A 15,711-nucleotide genomic window follows, 5' to 3' on the forward strand; every position below is an offset into this window, starting at 1 on the left:
AACATTAGTGCAGGGAAGCATTAGGTATTTTTATGATAATTTTTTTCTAGCGCATATAGTTTGTGTCTTATTAGGTATAAAAATACTAATGAAGGTAACACCATAAGCGCTGTTAAAACAAAGAATAATGACCAATTTCCCATCAGCCAATCATCAATAACCACGCCGCTGTAACTCGATAATAACGTACGCCCTAAGTTCCCTAAGGATGCCAATAGCGCATAATGAGTGGCGCTAAATGCTCTATCACACAGCATAGATATAAAAGCAACCATTGCCACTAAAGACCACGCTTGGGTAAAACCATCAACCACAATTGCCATTGCATATAAGTGTTCTTGTGGCCCAGCTAAAGCAATCCAAGAGAACATTAAGTTAGATGCTGCCATGGCTACACCACTAATAAACAAGCCTTTTACTATGCCATATTTGTGGTTAAAAATACTGCCCAAAAAGGCAAATATGATAGTAATTAAACCTGTGCCAAGCTTGGAGTAATTTGCTATTTGGGTATTGCTAAAGCCGACTTCTTTATAAAATACAATCGACATTCGCGCTAAAAATGCTTCACCAATTTTAAATAAGAAAATAAACGCCAGCAGTGCTAGTGCAGTTTTAACCCCATTTTTAGCAAAAAAGGTTTTAAATGGGTCAACCACAGTAACCCCTAGCCATGCGAGCGTTTTTGTAAGCGGTGTTTGTTTAGTCGTTGCGAGCTTTTCAAGGTAAACACGTTCTAGCTCGGCATGAACGGCTTCGCGATTTGATTGCGGCTCTTTTGCCCAAAATACACAGCTAATTAATAACAGCATAATCGCAGATAAAAAATAATAGACCTGTGGCCAGTCAATATTTGGCATATCCGCCATGTAAAAGGGTACAGCCCCTAATAAAGCATAACCTGTCCACCAACCAGAGGTGGCCATTGCTGCTGCCGCGGTGGCTTTGTGAGACTCATTTTCACTAAGGGTGTCTATTCGAAAGGCATCTATAGCAATATCTTGCGTTGCAGAAGCTATGGCGATCAGCAAACACAGTGCGGCGGCAATCGCTAGGTTTGCCTTTAAATCTAGCCCTGCGAGTAGCAACGTGCCAAGTAAAATAAAGCTTTGGCAAAACAAGATCCAACTACGGCGCTGACCAAGCCAGTTGTACAAAAAGGGCAGTTTAGTGCGGTCTATCAAAGGCGACCATAAAAAATTGATACTGTAGGCACCAAACACAATACCAAATAGGCCAATCATGCTGCGGCTCAACCCTTCATCTTTAAGCCAAGCCGACATTACCGAGCCAATTAACACCCACGGAAAGCCACTGCTCATTCCAAATATAAAAACATTAATTAAACGTTTATCTTTAAAGTAAGAAAAGTATTCGCGAACAGAAAGTGTGCTATTCATAGGGGCTCATTGGCTCATAAAAAGAGCAGCCAAGGCTGCTCTGATAAAAAGTTATAAAGGAACTTGCTCAAGCACTTTGATATTTAATATAACAACCGGTTTTTCAGGGACAAAGTTGTAGCCAATTTTGTCATTAAAACCCGTTTTTACAGCCATGATTTTATCGAGCGTCTCATAACCTTCCATGACACTGCCAAACACTGCAAATCCCCAGTCACGCCCAGGATTTAAGTGGTCATTGTCATCCATGTTAAAAAAGAACTGACGCGTTCCTGAATGTGGTTCACGGTCTTGATAAGCCATAGCAATACTATACATATCATTAGTTAAGCCGTTACCGCTTTCATTAAAAATAGGGTCGTTTTCATGCAGGCCATCGTAATCCGTATCATAGCCCCCCCCTTGAATTACAAAGTCACGATCATTTTCTACATCGCGCTCTACACGGTGAAATACACTACCTTGATAGCTTTTATCAGACACATAAGTCAAAAAGTTATTGGCCGTAATAGGGGCTCTTGAACGGTCTAGCTCAACCACAATACTGCCCAGCGATGTCACAATTTCTACCCGAGGAAAAATATTATCTTTTTGTACAAAACGGCCTTCTTGAGCCGCTAAACTACTGACGCTAAAAAATAAGCTCACGCAGATTAAAAAAAGTTGCTTCATTATTAACCTTCTAAAAATGCAATTAATTCAGGATCAGATACAATGCGGGTAATTAACTGCTCAGTCAACTTATTGAGCTGACCTTCAACTTTTGCCCTATCATGACCAAGTGGTCCAGATAAATTAGCATTACCGCTGTAGCGCTTACTAAAATTACTGGTTGGGCGAATCACCCGTACTTCAAATTCAATCTTAGCTTCACTGGTATGGCTCATTAGCGTTTCTGTAACAACGGCTTGCAGTGCGTGAATATCTAACTCAAAACGCAATTGCGCTAAATTAGAAATGCTGGCGCCATTGCGACTAAGCGCACTGTCTAGTGCACTTTTAACCGATTCAGTAATGCCCGTGCTGGCAATGGTTTTGGTTTTGCTTGATTCAATAAGCTTTAAGGTTGCACTGTCACCACGCAAATCAATTACACTGGTATTTAAGCTACTATTTATTGAGCTTATTTGCCCACTTTTATAAACAGGGTTAAGAATAAGTTGGTTAGGCTGGCTCGCACATCCCGAAAAAACCACCAATGTACAACAGCTCAATAATGTCTTTCTGAGTTTCATTTATAACGTTCCACTATTTTTAGTTGCACTAAGTACCACAAACTTTTTATTAGAGCCCAATAAAGTACAGTTACCAAACATACGGTTTAGTTTGTCGTGGTAATCTAAATGACGATTACCAATAATACGCAGCTCGCCACCTTCTTTTAATGTGTCTTTTGCTTGCTTGAACATTTGCCACGCGATGTGGTCGGTAACCGCTTGTGCTTGGTGAAAGGGCGGGTTGCACAATACAATATCAGCGCTTTCACGTTCAAAGTCAGTTAAACAATCATTCTCTATAAAGGTGCATTGTTCAAACTTGTCTTCCATGTTTAATTCAATGTTGAGTCGAGCTGATTCAACCGCCATATACGACTCATCAACAAAGCTAACATGAGCATTAGGACAGCGCGCTAATGTCATTAAACCAACCACGCCATTACCACAGCCTAAATCAATAATATTTTTGGCTTTATTTGTTTGCGGTAAATAATTAAAAAAGAAACGCGCGCCAATATCAAGTGAATCACGTGAAAACACATTAGCATGATTACTTATTGTAAAATCAGTGCCTTCGAGCGGCCAGCTTACTGGGAAATCTGCGCCTTTATAACCGCCAGCGGCTTGGCTAATAATTAAACGTGATTTTTTTACCGCGAGGCTTGTTTTCGTCTCACCAATAAAATCTTCAAATGCTTTTATAGTAGAGTTATGCACGTCTTTAGTTTTTGCTGCGCCAATAACCGGTGTACCTGGCGCGAGCACTTCGCTTAGTTCAGATAACTGATACTGTAAAAAAGCCAACGTGCGTGGTACTTTTACTAACACTAGGTCTACTTGCTCAGGTAAAGCCGATAAACTATCAAGCTGGCTAAACGCCGTCGTTGCGATTTTGTTTTCCGCCAAGTTATAAGCAGCCGCCTGATGGCTAATATATGAGTCGTTTACTGAACAAACTGTTAATTGTTGTTTGCTAAAGTAACAGCTAAGTGCACCAAAGCTGTCGTTTAAGATCAGTAACGAGCGACAATCAGGGTAGTGTTCATTGACATAGTCAATAAGGTATTCGTCTGCTGAATCCCACGCTTGTAAGCTGCGGTTTTTTTGATCCAAAGGAAAGCGTTCAAGAGTAAAAGTGTTATCGCCGAGCGTAGCTTGCGTAGTCATAATAGTTTAATGATCGGTAATCAAATGATAGGTAAATTCTAACATGCAACCGCCAAACGCCAACCCCCAACTGTTACCAAATGGCTTTTCTTATCAAAGTAAGGTACTTAGCGCACAAAAAAGCCTCGATTTATTTTATTATTTGCAGCAAAACCTAAATTGGCAACAGCCAAACATTACAGTGTTTGGTAAAACGGGGCCAATACCTAGGCTACAATGTTTTATCAGCGAAGAAAATCTTGAGTACGGTTATTCTGGGCATAAACTCGACTTAGAGCCTTGGCCAGACGTATTACTTGCCATGCGAACACGTTTAGAAAATCACCTACAGCAACCATTTAACTCAATTTTGGTTAATTATTATCGGGATGGCCACGATTGTATGGGTTGGCATAGCGATGACGAGGCTGAGCTAGGGCCTGAGCCTACCATAGCGTGTGTGTCGCTTGGTGCAGAACGGTTATTTAAACTTAAACACAAAGTAAGCAACAGCATTACTAACATCAAATTACAAAGTGGTAGTTGTTTAATAATGAGCGGACAGAGCCAACAAAATTACCAACATGCGCTACCAAAACAAACTAGGCTAAAGCATCCTCGAATAAGTTTAACGTTCCGCTATATTAATTAAATAGCATTAGCCATGGTGTAGCCGCAGTTGTTATAGTAACTATATAACTGAATTTTGAGGGTGGTTTTTATGTCAATGCAACAACAAATACGTGACAAGCTAGCAAATGCTATTGCGTGTAAGCATTTAAATGTTATTAACGAAAGCCATATGCACAGTGCGGGGACTGAATCTCACTTTAAAGTGATTGTAGTCAGTGAAGAATTCGCTGGTAAGCGACTATTGCAGCGTCATCGTGAAATTAATGAAATTTTAAAAGATGAGTTAGCAAATCATATTCATGCGCTTGCTATGCACACATACACTCCTGAAGAGTTTACCGAGCACGACGGAGAGGCACCGCAATCGCCTAATTGTATGGGTGGCTCAAAAATTGGTTAACAGGTAGCTAGAAGGTGGTTTGAGCAGTGCGTAACTGATCAGATCAGTTTTTTTTGTTTTAGCCTTTAAACTAGCGCTAATTTTTATTGTAAAAGATATAGGATGATCAATGGTCATTAAGCCTAAAATTCGCGGATTTATCTGCACCAATGCACACCCAGTTGGCTGTGCAGAGCATGTTCAAGAACAAATTAATTATGTTAAGCAGCAAGGAGCATTAAAAAATGCGCCTAAAAATGTATTAGTTATTGGTGCGTCTACAGGTTATGGCCTTGCATCTCGCATTACCGCTGCATTTGGTGGTGGCGCTAAAACATTGGGTGTGTTCTTTGAAAAAGAAGGCACTGAACGTAAAACAGGCTCTGCGGGTTGGTACAACACGGCGGCATTTCAAGCAGCCGCTGAAGCTGAAGGCTTATGGTCTAAAAATATTAATGGTGATGCGTTTTCTAACGAAATCAAACAAAAAACAATCGACACCATTAAAGCTGAATTAGGTAAAGTTGACTGTATTATTTACAGCTTAGCATCACCTCGTCGTACTGATCCAAATACAGGGGAAGTATTTTCTTCAACACTTAAGCCAATTGGTAATGCGGTAACGACTAAAAACTTAAATACGTCAAAGCGTGAAATTGATGAAGTAACTGTTGAAGCAGCAAACCAAGACGATATCGACAACACCATTAAAGTAATGGGTGGCGAAGACTGGGAAATGTGGATTGACGCCCTTAAAGACGCTGATGTATTAGCAGAAAACTTTAAAACAACGGCTTACACATACATTGGTAAAGAACTAACTTGGCCAATATATGGGCATGCAACCATAGGTAAAGCGAAAGAAGATTTAGACCGTGCCACTGCAGCTATTAAAGCCGCTACCCAAGATTTAAACGGTGAAGCTTATGTTTCTTCACTTAATGCGGTAGTTACTCAAGCAAGCTCTGCAATTCCAATTATGCCGCTTTACATTTCTGCATTATTTAAAGTAATGAAGGCTGATGGCACTTACGAGGGCACTATTGAGCAAATTCATGCACTATTTAGTGAAAACCTATACGGTGATTCACCACGTTTTGATGAGGGTGGGCATTTATTCCAAAACTACAAAGAATTGGAAGATGATGTGCAGTCTCGCGTTCAAACCATTTGGGACAGTGTAGACACAAGTTCAATTGATGAGCTTACAGATTACGTTGGCTACCATAATGAGTTTTTACGCCTGTTTGGTTTTGGTATTGATGCTGTTGATTATGAGCAAGACGTAAACCCTGTTGCGCCAATTGCAAATATGATTGACTAAATATTGCCATGAACAAGTTGTTATATTAAAAGTCGCCTTGTGCGACTTTTTTGTTTTTTAGCTTTGATTTGAAAAAATATTTGTTAATTGATGGTTTATTTACCACTTTGGTCTAGCTTGTATTTTATTAATTATGAATTACAAAACTAAATAAACGTTTCTCTCGTATAATTTTCATAAATACACTCGCATAGTCAGTCACAATAATGTTAAAATCAAAGCAATATGTGAGGAGTTTTACTGCGCTGCTTGTTTGGTATCTATAGCGAGTCATTTTATAGCTTGCAATAATACAAATAGCGGCGTGGTTGGTACGATTTTTCAGTTTCTTTCCGTTAATGTAGTGCAAGTGCGTATGATCAATATAAAAAAAGGTCTGGATTTACCCTTAGAGGGCGCACCTCAGCAAGTTATTCATGATGGTTCTGCCGTCAAACGTGTAGCTGTGCTAGGTGAAGAGTTTATCGGTATGCGTCCAACCATGCATGTTCGTGTGGATGACCAAGTCAAAAAAGGCCAGGTACTTTTTGAAGATAAAAAGAACCCAGGCGTATTATTTACTGCACCAGCTTCTGGTACAGTAAAAGAAATTAATCGCGGTGCTAAACGTGTTCTGCAATCTGTTGTTATTGAAGTAAACGGCAGTGAGCAAATCACCTTTGGTTCTTTCTCGGAAACTGAGCTTAACAGCTTAGACCGTGAAAAAGCTAAAGAAGTACTAGTTCAATCGGGTCAATGGACAGCACTTCGTGCTCGCCCATTTAGTAAAATAGCGGCGTTGGATGCAAATCCTAGCTCTATTTTCGTGACAGCTATCGATACCAATCCACTTGCTGCAGATCCTGCAGTAATTATTGCTGAAAATGCGAAAGCGTTTGAAGCAGGTTTGGCTGTTGTGTCACGTTTAACCGATGGCAAAGTATTTGTTTGTAAGCAAGCAGGCAGCCAAGTTCCTAGTTCACCTATCGCTCAAGTAGAAGTACATGAGTTTGGTGGTGTGCACCCAGCTGGCCTTGTTGGCACTCATATCCATCACCTTGACCCAGTATCTGCTAGTAAGCAAGTTTGGCATATCGGTTACCAAGACGTTATTGCGTATGGTCATCTTTTCCTTACTGGTGAAATTTACACAGACCGTGTAATCTCGCTTGCAGGTCCGCGTGTTAAGAATCCTCGTTTAGTGAAAACACAATTAGGTGCTTCTCTAGATGACTTAGTTGCAGGTGAATTAGAAGACGGTGATAACCGTGTTATTTCTGGTTCTGTACTTGCAGGTGCTACGTCGTCTGGTGTTCATGCATTCTTAGGTCGTTACCACGTTCAAGTATCTGTATTACTTGAAGGTCGCGAAAAAGAGTTGTTTGGCTGGATTGCACCAGGTAGTGATAAATTCTCTGTAACGCGTACATTCTTGTCTCACCTTACACCGAGTCGTTTATTTAAAATGACAACGTCTACAGGCGGTTCAAAACGTGCCATGGTTCCACTTGGAAGCTATGAGCGTGTTATGCCACTTGATATTTTGCCAACGCTTTTATTACGTGACTTATTGTCTCGTGATTTAGACAGTGCAATTTCATTAGGTGCGCTTGAATTAGATGAAGAAGATTTAGCGTTATGCACCTTCGTTTGTCCTGGCAAATACGAGTACGGCGCAGCCCTACGCGATTGCTTAACTACGATCGAGAAGGAAGGCTAAAATGGGCTTAAAAACTTTCTTAGAAGATATCGAACCACATTTTGAACCAGGTGGTAAGCATGAAAAATGGTACGCGCTGTATGAAGCTGCTGCGACTATTTTTTACACGCCAGGTTATGTAAATAAAGGTTCAACTCACGTTCGTGATAACATCGACCTAAAACGCATGATGATTTTAGTGTGGATGGCGACGTTCCCTGCCATGTTCTTTGGTATGTTCAACATTGGTCATCAAGCGGCAATTGCACTTGGTAATGGCTTTGAGCTAGCGAATATTTGGCAAGTAGGTTTATTCCAGTTACTTGGCGGTGAATTAACCGTTGATGCAGGCTGGGGTGCGAAAATGTTCTACGGAGCCTGTTTCTTCCTACCTATATATGCAACTACCTTTATTGTTGGTGGTTTCTGGGAAGTGTTATTTGCTTCTGTGCGTAAGCATGAAGTTAATGAAGGTTTCTTCGTAACTTCTGTATTGTTTGCATTAATTCTGCCTGCAACGATTCCTTTATGGCAAGTTGCGCTAGGTATTACTTTTGGTGTAGTTATCGCAAAAGAAATATTTGGTGGTACAGGCCGTAACTTCTTAAACCCTGCGCTTGCTGGTCGTGCGTTTTTATTCTTCGCATACCCTGCACAAATTTCAGGTGACACAGTATGGACTGCCGTAGATTCATTCTCTGGCGCGACTATGCTTGGTCAAGCGTTTGCTGGTACGTTAAATTACGCGACTGATATTGAGCTTTGGTGGAATGCGTTTTACGGATTCATTCAAGGTTCTATGGGCGAAACGTCTACACTAGCTGTACTTATTGGTGGTTTATTCCTAATTTACGTGCGCATCGCGTCTTGGCGTATCGTGCTAGGTGTATTCCTAGGTATGGTAGTAACCTCATCAATACTAAATACTATTGGTTCTGAAACTAATGCTATGTTTGCTATGCCTTGGTACTGGCATATGGTATTAGGTGGTTTTGCATTCGGTATGTTCTTTATGGCAACTGACCCTGTATCTGCTGCATTTACTGATAAAGGTAAATTAGCATACGGTGCGCTTATTGGCTTTATGGTTATCATGATCCGTGTTGTTAACCCTGCATACCCAGAGGGCATCATGCTAGCAATCTTATTTGCTAACTTGTTTGCACCTTTATTCGATCACTTTGTAGTGCAAGCTAATATCAAGCGGAGGTTGGCACGTAATGTCTAGTAATAACGAATCAATTGGCAAAACGCTAGCTGTTGTTGTCTCATTATGTTTAGTGTGTGCAGTTATTGTATCGCTAACGTCTGTACAACTACGCCCTCTGCAAAAAGCAAATAAAGCAAAAGATATTCAAAGCAATATCTTAGCTGCTGCTGGTATTGGCAAAGTTGATAACGTTGCCGAAACGTTTGATGCTAAAATCGAAACTCGCTTTGTTGATATGCAAAGTGGTGAGTTTGCTAAACCGGTAGAAGATTTTGACTTTGAAAAAACAAAGTATGATGCCAAAGAAGGCTATCCTTTAAAAGAGAATGGTATTAAAGACATCGCCGGTATTCAACGTATTACCAAGCGTGCGCCTGTTTATATCTCTAAAAAAGACGATGGCTCTACTGATGCAATCATCCTTCCTATTCAGGGTTATGGTTTATGGGGTTTAATGTACGGTTTTATCTCGCTTGAAAGCGATGGTGAAACTATTAAAGACATTATTTTCTACAAACATAACGAAACACCTGGTTTAGGTGGTGAAATTCAAAACCCACAGTGGACTGCAACGTGGGAAGGTAAAGAGTTACCAATCCAAATCGTTAAAGGGACTGCTGCCGGTGATGAGCATAAGATCGATGGTCTTTCAGGTGCTACATTAACGTCTAACGGTGTTGACCATGCAGTTGATTTTTGGACTGGCGAAAATGGCTTTGGCCCTTTCCTTGCGAAAGTACGTAAAGGAGCATTGAACTAATGGCTGATACTAAAGAAATGAAGGCGGTCCTATTTGGTCCAGTTTTCGCTAACAACCCAATCGCATTACAAGTACTTGGTATCTGTTCTGCGCTAGCGGTAACGTCTAGCTTAAAAAATGCATTAATCATGTCAATTGCATTGACCTTGGTAACTGCATTCTCTAGCCTTTTTATCTCGACTATTCGTAACCATATCCCATCATCAGTACGTATCATCGTACAGATGACGATTATTGCATCATTAGTAATCGTGGTTGACCAAGTACTACAAGCTTTCTCTTACGCTACGGCAAAAGAGTTATCAGTATTCGTTGGTCTAATCATTACTAACTGTATCGTAATGGGTCGTGCTGAAGCTTATGCAATGAAGTCGCCGCCATTAATGTCTTTCCTTGATGGTATTGGTAATGGCTTAGGTTACTCTGTAGTGTTACTTACTGTTGGCTTTATTCGTGAGTTATTCGGTAAAGGTTCACTGTTCGGTGTTGATATTATTCCATTAGTACAAAATGGTGGTTGGTACCAACCTATGGGTCTATTGATCTTACCACCGAGTGCATTCTTCATTATTGGTTTATTCATTTGGGTACTTCGTACTTATAAGAAAGACCAAGTAGAAGCTAAAGCGTAAGGGGCGATAAGTGGAACATTATATTAGTTTATTTGTAAAAGCCGTTTTTATTGAAAACTTAGCGTTAGCATTCTTCCTAGGTATGTGTACTTTCTTAGCCGTGTCTAAAAAAGTAACTACATCAATTGGCCTAGGTGTAGCGGTTATTGTTGTATTAGGTATTTCAGTACCGGTTAACAACTTGGTTTACCATGCGGTATTAGCACCGGGTTCACTAGAGTGGCTTGGTTACCCAGAAGCAGATCTTAGCTTTTTACGTTTCTTAACTTTCATTGGTGTTATTGCAGCACTAGTGCAAATTCTTGAAATGGCATTAGATAAGTTCTTCCCACCGCTTTACAACGCATTAGGTATTTTCCTACCACTAATCACAGTTAACTGTGCAATTTTTGGTGCGGTAGCCTTCATGGTTGAGCGTAACTATAACTTCGGCGAGTCTGTTGTTTATGGTATTGGCGCTGGTGTGGGTTGGGCGCTTGCAATTACATTACTTGCAGGTATCCGTGAGAAAATGAAGTATTCAGACGTACCAGATGGTTTACGTGGTTTAGGTATTACCTTCATCACTGTTGGCTTGATGGGTCTTGGCTTTATGTCATTCTCTGGTATTTCACTGTAATAATAGCGAGGTCAATCATGGATATTTTCTTAGGCGTTGGTGTTTTTATCGCTATCGTTGTAATACTAGTTTTAATCATCATTGGTGCTAAATCTAAGCTAGTTGCAAGCGGTGATATCATCATCGGCATTAATGGCGATGCAGACAAAGCCATTAAAACATCAGCAGGTAGTAAGCTATTAGGTGCACTATCTGAGTCAGGTATTTTCGTATCTTCTGCATGTGGTGGCGGTGGCTCTTGTGGCCAGTGTCGCGTACACATCAAAGAAGGCGGCGGTGATATTCTGCCAACTGAACTTGACCACATCTCTAAAGGTGAAGCACGTGAAGGTTGTCGCCTAGCGTGTCAGGTTAATGTTAAAAACGACATGGAAATTGAACTTGAAGAGTCAATTTTCGGTGTTAAAAAATGGGATTGTGAAGTTATCTCTAACGATAACAAAGCGACGTTCATTAAAGAACTTAAGCTACAAATTCCTGATGGCGAGTCAGTGCCGTTCCGTGCGGGTGGTTACATCCAGATCGAAGCGCCAGCTCACCATGTTAAATATGCAGATTTCGATATTCCTGAAGAGTATCGTGGCGATTGGAACCATTTTGGTTTCTTCGATCTGGAGTCAAAAGTAGACGAAGAAACAATTCGTGCTTACTCAATGGCTAACTATCCAGAAGAAGAAGGCATCATCATGCTTAACGTGCGTATCGCTACGCCGCCGCCAAGAAACCTAAGCCTACCATGTGGTAAAATGTCTTCGTACATTTGGTCACTTAAAGAAGGCGATAAAGTAACTATTTCTGGTCCATTTGGTGAGTTCTTCGCTAAAGACACAGACGCTGAAATGGTATTCGTAGGTGGTGGTGCAGGTATGGCACCAATGCGTTCACATATCTTTGACCAACTTAAGCGTTTAAACTCTAAGCGTAAAATTAGTTTCTGGTATGGTGCGCGTTCTAAACGTGAAATGTTCTATGTTGAAGATTTTGACGGCCTAGCTGAGCAAAACGAAAACTTCGTTTGGCATACTGCGCTTTCAGATCCGCAACCAGAAGATAACTGGGAAGGCTACACTGGCTTTATCCATAACGTGTTATTTGAGAACTATCTTAAAGATCACGAAGCGCCTGAAGATTGTGAGTTCTACATGTGTGGTCCTCCAATGATGAATGCGGCTGTTATCACTATGCTTAAAGACTTAGGTGTTGAAGAAGAAAACATCTTACTAGATGATTTCGGTGGCTAATACCCAAACTGATTAAATTTAGTTAAAATACCAGCCTCGTCGCATTTTATGTGACGAGGCTTTTTTATATTAATTTTTAACCTATTAAGTAGGGTTGTTATGAACAAAGTAAATACTCCCCAGGGCATAATCGCCTTATTTATAATCACGCTGACTTTACTATTATCTGGATGTGGAAAATCAGTCCCAGAGGAAACCTACTTAGAAGGTAAAACGATGGGTACAACTTACCACATTAAGTTTTACGCTGAGCAAGTTGACCCTCAAGCAGTACAAGCAGAAATCGATGCGGTTTTAGTTGATATCAACCAGTCTATGTCGACCTATATCGAAGAGTCAGAAATAAACACCTTTAACCGTTTAGATGCCAACGAAGTAATGCCAATCAGTGATGACTTCAGGGCAGTTATTAGTGAATCCATGCGTATAGGTAATTCAACTAAGACCCTAGATGTGACTATGGGGCCGTTGATAGATTTATGGGGGTTTGGCCCAGATAAAAAACCAACAAAGCGCCCAACAAATGAAGCTCTGGCAAATATGATCAATAACATTGGTATAGATAAGCTGGTCCTTAACGAGCAAGGCTTAGCAAAAACGATGGCTGATTTAGAGTTGTCGTTTTCAGCTACAGCAAAAGGATATGGTATTGATAAAGTGGCTGAGCTATTACAAAGCAAAGGCATTACAGATTACATGGTTGAGATTGGCGGGGAGTTACGTATTGCTGGTACAAAACCAGACAATCAAGCATGGCGAATAGCAATTGAACAACCTGATGCAAACCCAGGTGAGCGAAAAGTACACCGTGTACTTGCACCAGGCAATAACGGTATTGCCACCTCAGGTGATTATCGAATCTTTTATACTATGGATGGCGAAACCTATACTCACCTTATTGATCCTATGACAGGGATGCCAATTAAGCATGACTTAGTTTCTGTTACAGTTTTACACCCTAGCGCTATGACGGCCGACGGTTTAGCGACTGCTTTAACGGTTATGGGAATGGAAAAAGCACAACGTTATGCGCAGCAGCATGATTTACCAGTGTATTTAATTGCTAAATCGCCTGATGGTTTAGTCACTTATTCAAGTCCTGCGTTTAAGCCTTATTTATAGTCTTTAGGTTTATATCCTTAGCATGAGGGTATATAATATACGAAGCTCAAATACGCTATTTGAGCTCATTTTATTGCTGAACAATAGGGGCTAAGCAATGTCACTTTTTTTTCTAACCTTTGGCTTACTTATTTTAATTGTCGCTGCGATGGCGATAGGCATGATAGTTCAAAGAAAATCGATGGCGAGTAGCTGCGGAGGCTTAGGCTCTGTAGGTATTGATAAAGCATGTGATTGCGATGATCCATGTGATAAACGCAAAAAGCGTCTAGCCAAAGAGCAAGTATGGAAAGAAAACCAAATTCTTTAAATAGATTTATTTCTGTTTAAACAAAAAACCTCTCGTAGCTCACTACGGGAGGTTTTTTATTTATAGCGCCATAAATAAATCACCAGGCAATAAAATAATCGTGTTTTTATCTTGAACAGAAAACTCTCTTTGTTATACTCATGCCCGAACTTTCAGTAAGTTTTGAAAGTTCTATTGATGCGGATCAAAACTAGCTTAGCCAAATAGTGCTAATGCGTTGAGACTGTATTTCATGTCACTGTATAAGGCTTTACGGCTGCAACCTGTTTTTGTTGCCACGGTGTATGCCAAATTTTGTTATTAGTCATTTTAATAGGTTAATGTTTTTGAACTCATTTTCTTTGTTTCATACCAGCGCTTTGCTTACCTTAGGTAAGTCAGTGTTGCATGAGCGCTTTAATAAAGCGAAAAGAGGCGTGAGTGTGGCTGTAACATTATTAGTTTTTAATGCCGTTATGTTGCTTAGTGGCGCTATTGAGGATGCCTTTAGGCTTGAAGCATTGATCAGTGATGGCTTTTTTATAGAGCCATTATTACTGACTATTGCCGAATTCTTAGCTCATCCTATCTTATCGTGTCAGTTACTTATTGGCCTTTGTTGGCTATTGTTCCACATGTTTCCAGCGCGTCGTGCTGGAATAATCCTCCGTAAAGCAGCCTTTGCTTTTAGCGAGGCTAAAGTTCAGCAACCCGTGCAAGCTGCACATGGTTGTCGTGCTCCACCTAGCTTTACAGGTTGTCTGTTTACCCATTAATTTTTATGGGTATAGGTTACACCTGTGGTATCTAATTATTTATTCTTGCTGTAAATAACGATTACTTTCATTGTAGCTTAGTGTTTTTACACACTCTCAGCCAACCACACCTCACCCAAGTTAATTTTTATTGCGTTATATTAATGTGTTTAAAAAAGCTGGGTTGGTTCTGCTAGGTGTTTTTTATTAAGCCAGTAGTCAATACTTCATGCTTGCATTCGCTCTGCATTATTTGTAATTCAATCTTAATTAACTTGGGTTTTTATCAAATATCGTTGCTAAATATTTTTGGCAGCTAATAAAAACTCTTTAGGTTTTAGGATAGTCCCTTGTTAATTCGTAACCTTTTTAATATTGCTTTAGCTAGTATGGCGCTGATTTTATCAGGCTGTAATGGCGGGGTACTCGACCCAAAAGGGCAGATAGGTATTGATGAGAAAAATCTGATCATCATCGCCACTGTGCTTATGTTGTTAGTTGTGATCCCCGTTATTGTGATGACTTTATATTTTGCTTGGAAATACAGAGACACACAAAACCATGAAATTTACGCACCAAAATGGGCTCACTCTAATAAGATTGAGGCTGTTGTATGGGCGGTTCCTATTGTTATTGTTGTTATTTTAGGTGTGATCACCTGGCAGTCAACTCAAGAGCTTGACCCTTATAAACCGATAGAGGGTAAAGGTGAACACTTAACTGTTGAAGTGGTGTCACTTAATTGGAAGTGGTTATTTATTTACCCTGAGCAAGGTATTGCTACGGTAAACGAATTGGTATTTCCTGCTAATGTTCCGGTTGAATACAAAATCACCTCAGAAAGTACCATGAACTCGTTTTTCATTCCCCAGTTAGGTAGTCAAATTTACTCAATGGCGGGCATGGAAACTAAGCTGCATTTAATTGCTAATGAGCCAGGCACGTTTAAAGGCTTTTCGGCTAATTACAGTGGCGCCGGTTTTACTGGTATGAAATTTAATGCCATCGCAACACCAACAAAAGCTGACTTTAACCAGTGGGTTGAACAGGTTAAAACCAACGCTAATAGCCTTACTCATGCCAATTATGTTGAGCTTGCCAAAGCGAGTGAAAACAATCCCGTCGCTTATTATGGCAAGGTTGATGAAGGTTTATTCCATACCATAGTGATGAAATACATGCAGGCGCATGGCGATATGAACAAAAAACACCACTCGATGGGTAAACATCAGCAGATGAGTAATGAGCATCAGGCAATGGGTACCCATACAATGCCATCATCACACAGCCAGGGCGAGGAATAATC

Annotated in this window: 17 protein-coding genes; 13 read left to right on the forward strand and 4 right to left on the reverse strand. The window is 40.4% G+C overall.

What is annotated here, in order from left to right; genetic code table 11:
- Positions 1 to 20: 20 nt before the first annotated feature.
- Genes AC27JR_RS13760 through AC27JR_RS13775 form a run of 4 tightly spaced genes read right to left on the reverse strand, consistent with a single transcriptional unit; the run spans position 21 to position 3,784 of the window.
- Entirely contained in the window at positions 21 to 1,400 is a 1,380-nt protein-coding gene (locus AC27JR_RS13760) for an AmpG family muropeptide MFS transporter (protein ID WP_487173918.1), read from the reverse strand.
- A gap of 51 nt (positions 1,401 to 1,451) precedes the next feature.
- Positions 1,452 to 2,072 (reverse strand): peptidylprolyl isomerase, encoded by a 621-nt coding sequence (locus tag AC27JR_RS13765; protein ID WP_487173919.1) that lies wholly within the window; start codon positions 2,070 to 2,072, stop codon positions 1,452 to 1,454.
- A gap of 2 nt (positions 2,073 to 2,074) precedes the next feature.
- Positions 2,075 to 2,635: a YajG family lipoprotein gene (locus AC27JR_RS13770; protein ID WP_487173920.1), complete on the reverse strand. Its 561-nt coding sequence runs from the start codon at positions 2,633 to 2,635 to the stop codon at positions 2,075 to 2,077.
- A complete protein-coding gene (locus tag AC27JR_RS13775; RefSeq protein WP_487173921.1) occupies positions 2,636 to 3,784 on the reverse strand; it encodes a methyltransferase in 1,149 nt (382 codons plus the stop codon). It lies immediately after the preceding gene.
- A 43-nt stretch (positions 3,785 to 3,827) separates the two neighbouring features.
- On the opposite strand from AC27JR_RS13775, the gene AC27JR_RS13780 reads away from it, so the two are divergent.
- From AC27JR_RS13780 to cyoA, 13 genes are all read left to right on the forward strand, one after another.
- Entirely contained in the window at positions 3,828 to 4,415 is a 588-nt protein-coding gene (locus AC27JR_RS13780) for an alpha-ketoglutarate-dependent dioxygenase AlkB family protein (RefSeq protein ID WP_487173922.1), read from the forward strand.
- Between the two features lie 69 nt (positions 4,416 to 4,484).
- Positions 4,485 to 4,796, forward strand: a complete 312-nt coding sequence (locus AC27JR_RS13785; protein ID WP_131690655.1) for a BolA family protein — start codon at positions 4,485 to 4,487, stop codon at positions 4,794 to 4,796.
- Between the two features lie 109 nt (positions 4,797 to 4,905).
- A complete protein-coding gene (gene fabV / locus AC27JR_RS13790; protein WP_487173923.1) occupies positions 4,906 to 6,099 on the forward strand; it encodes an enoyl-ACP reductase FabV in 1,194 nt (397 codons plus the stop codon).
- Positions 6,100 to 6,454: 355 nt separating this feature from the next.
- The gene (locus AC27JR_RS13795; RefSeq protein WP_076919990.1) at positions 6,455 to 7,798 is read left to right on the forward strand and encodes a Na(+)-translocating NADH-quinone reductase subunit A; all 1,344 of its coding nucleotides are present in this window, start codon (positions 6,455 to 6,457) and stop codon (positions 7,796 to 7,798) included.
- A gap of 1 nt (position 7,799) precedes the next feature.
- Complete coding sequence (locus AC27JR_RS13800) at positions 7,800 to 9,005, forward strand: NADH:ubiquinone reductase (Na(+)-transporting) subunit B (RefSeq protein WP_008111893.1); 1,206 nt, start codon at positions 7,800 to 7,802, stop codon at positions 9,003 to 9,005.
- Positions 8,998 to 9,747: a Na(+)-translocating NADH-quinone reductase subunit C gene (locus AC27JR_RS13805; protein WP_487173924.1), complete on the forward strand. Its 750-nt coding sequence runs from the start codon at positions 8,998 to 9,000 to the stop codon at positions 9,745 to 9,747. Before AC27JR_RS13800 ends, AC27JR_RS13805 begins: the two co-directional genes overlap by 8 nt.
- The gene (locus tag AC27JR_RS13810; RefSeq protein ID WP_006791491.1) at positions 9,747 to 10,379 is read left to right on the forward strand and encodes an NADH:ubiquinone reductase (Na(+)-transporting) subunit D; all 633 of its coding nucleotides are present in this window, start codon (positions 9,747 to 9,749) and stop codon (positions 10,377 to 10,379) included. Before AC27JR_RS13805 ends, AC27JR_RS13810 begins: the two co-directional genes overlap by 1 nt.
- Positions 10,380 to 10,389: 10 nt before the next feature.
- The gene (gene nqrE / locus AC27JR_RS13815; protein WP_006791490.1) at positions 10,390 to 10,998 is read left to right on the forward strand and encodes an NADH:ubiquinone reductase (Na(+)-transporting) subunit E; all 609 of its coding nucleotides are present in this window, start codon (positions 10,390 to 10,392) and stop codon (positions 10,996 to 10,998) included.
- Positions 10,999 to 11,015: 17 nt separating this feature from the next.
- The gene (gene nqrF, locus AC27JR_RS13820) at positions 11,016 to 12,239 is read left to right on the forward strand and encodes an NADH:ubiquinone reductase (Na(+)-transporting) subunit F (protein WP_008111899.1); all 1,224 of its coding nucleotides are present in this window, start codon (positions 11,016 to 11,018) and stop codon (positions 12,237 to 12,239) included.
- A 99-nt stretch (positions 12,240 to 12,338) separates the two neighbouring features.
- Positions 12,339 to 13,361 carry an FAD:protein FMN transferase gene (locus AC27JR_RS13825; protein ID WP_054202029.1) on the forward strand — a complete coding sequence of 341 codons (1,023 nt, stop codon included), beginning with the start codon at positions 12,339 to 12,341 and terminating at the stop codon, positions 13,359 to 13,361.
- Positions 13,362 to 13,458: 97 nt separating this feature from the next.
- Entirely contained in the window at positions 13,459 to 13,671 is a 213-nt protein-coding gene (nqrM, locus tag AC27JR_RS13830; protein ID WP_010391098.1) for a (Na+)-NQR maturation NqrM, read from the forward strand.
- Positions 13,672 to 13,997: 326 nt separating this feature from the next.
- Positions 13,998 to 14,426, forward strand: coding sequence for a hypothetical protein (locus tag AC27JR_RS13835; protein WP_010391099.1), 429 nt, complete (start codon positions 13,998 to 14,000; stop codon positions 14,424 to 14,426).
- Between the two features lie 329 nt (positions 14,427 to 14,755).
- Complete coding sequence (gene cyoA / locus AC27JR_RS13840) at positions 14,756 to 15,709, forward strand: ubiquinol oxidase subunit II (protein WP_487173925.1); 954 nt, start codon at positions 14,756 to 14,758, stop codon at positions 15,707 to 15,709.
- Positions 15,710 to 15,711 lie beyond the last annotated feature (2 nt).

Source organism: Pseudoalteromonas sp. NH0006-26, assembly GCF_057552415.1.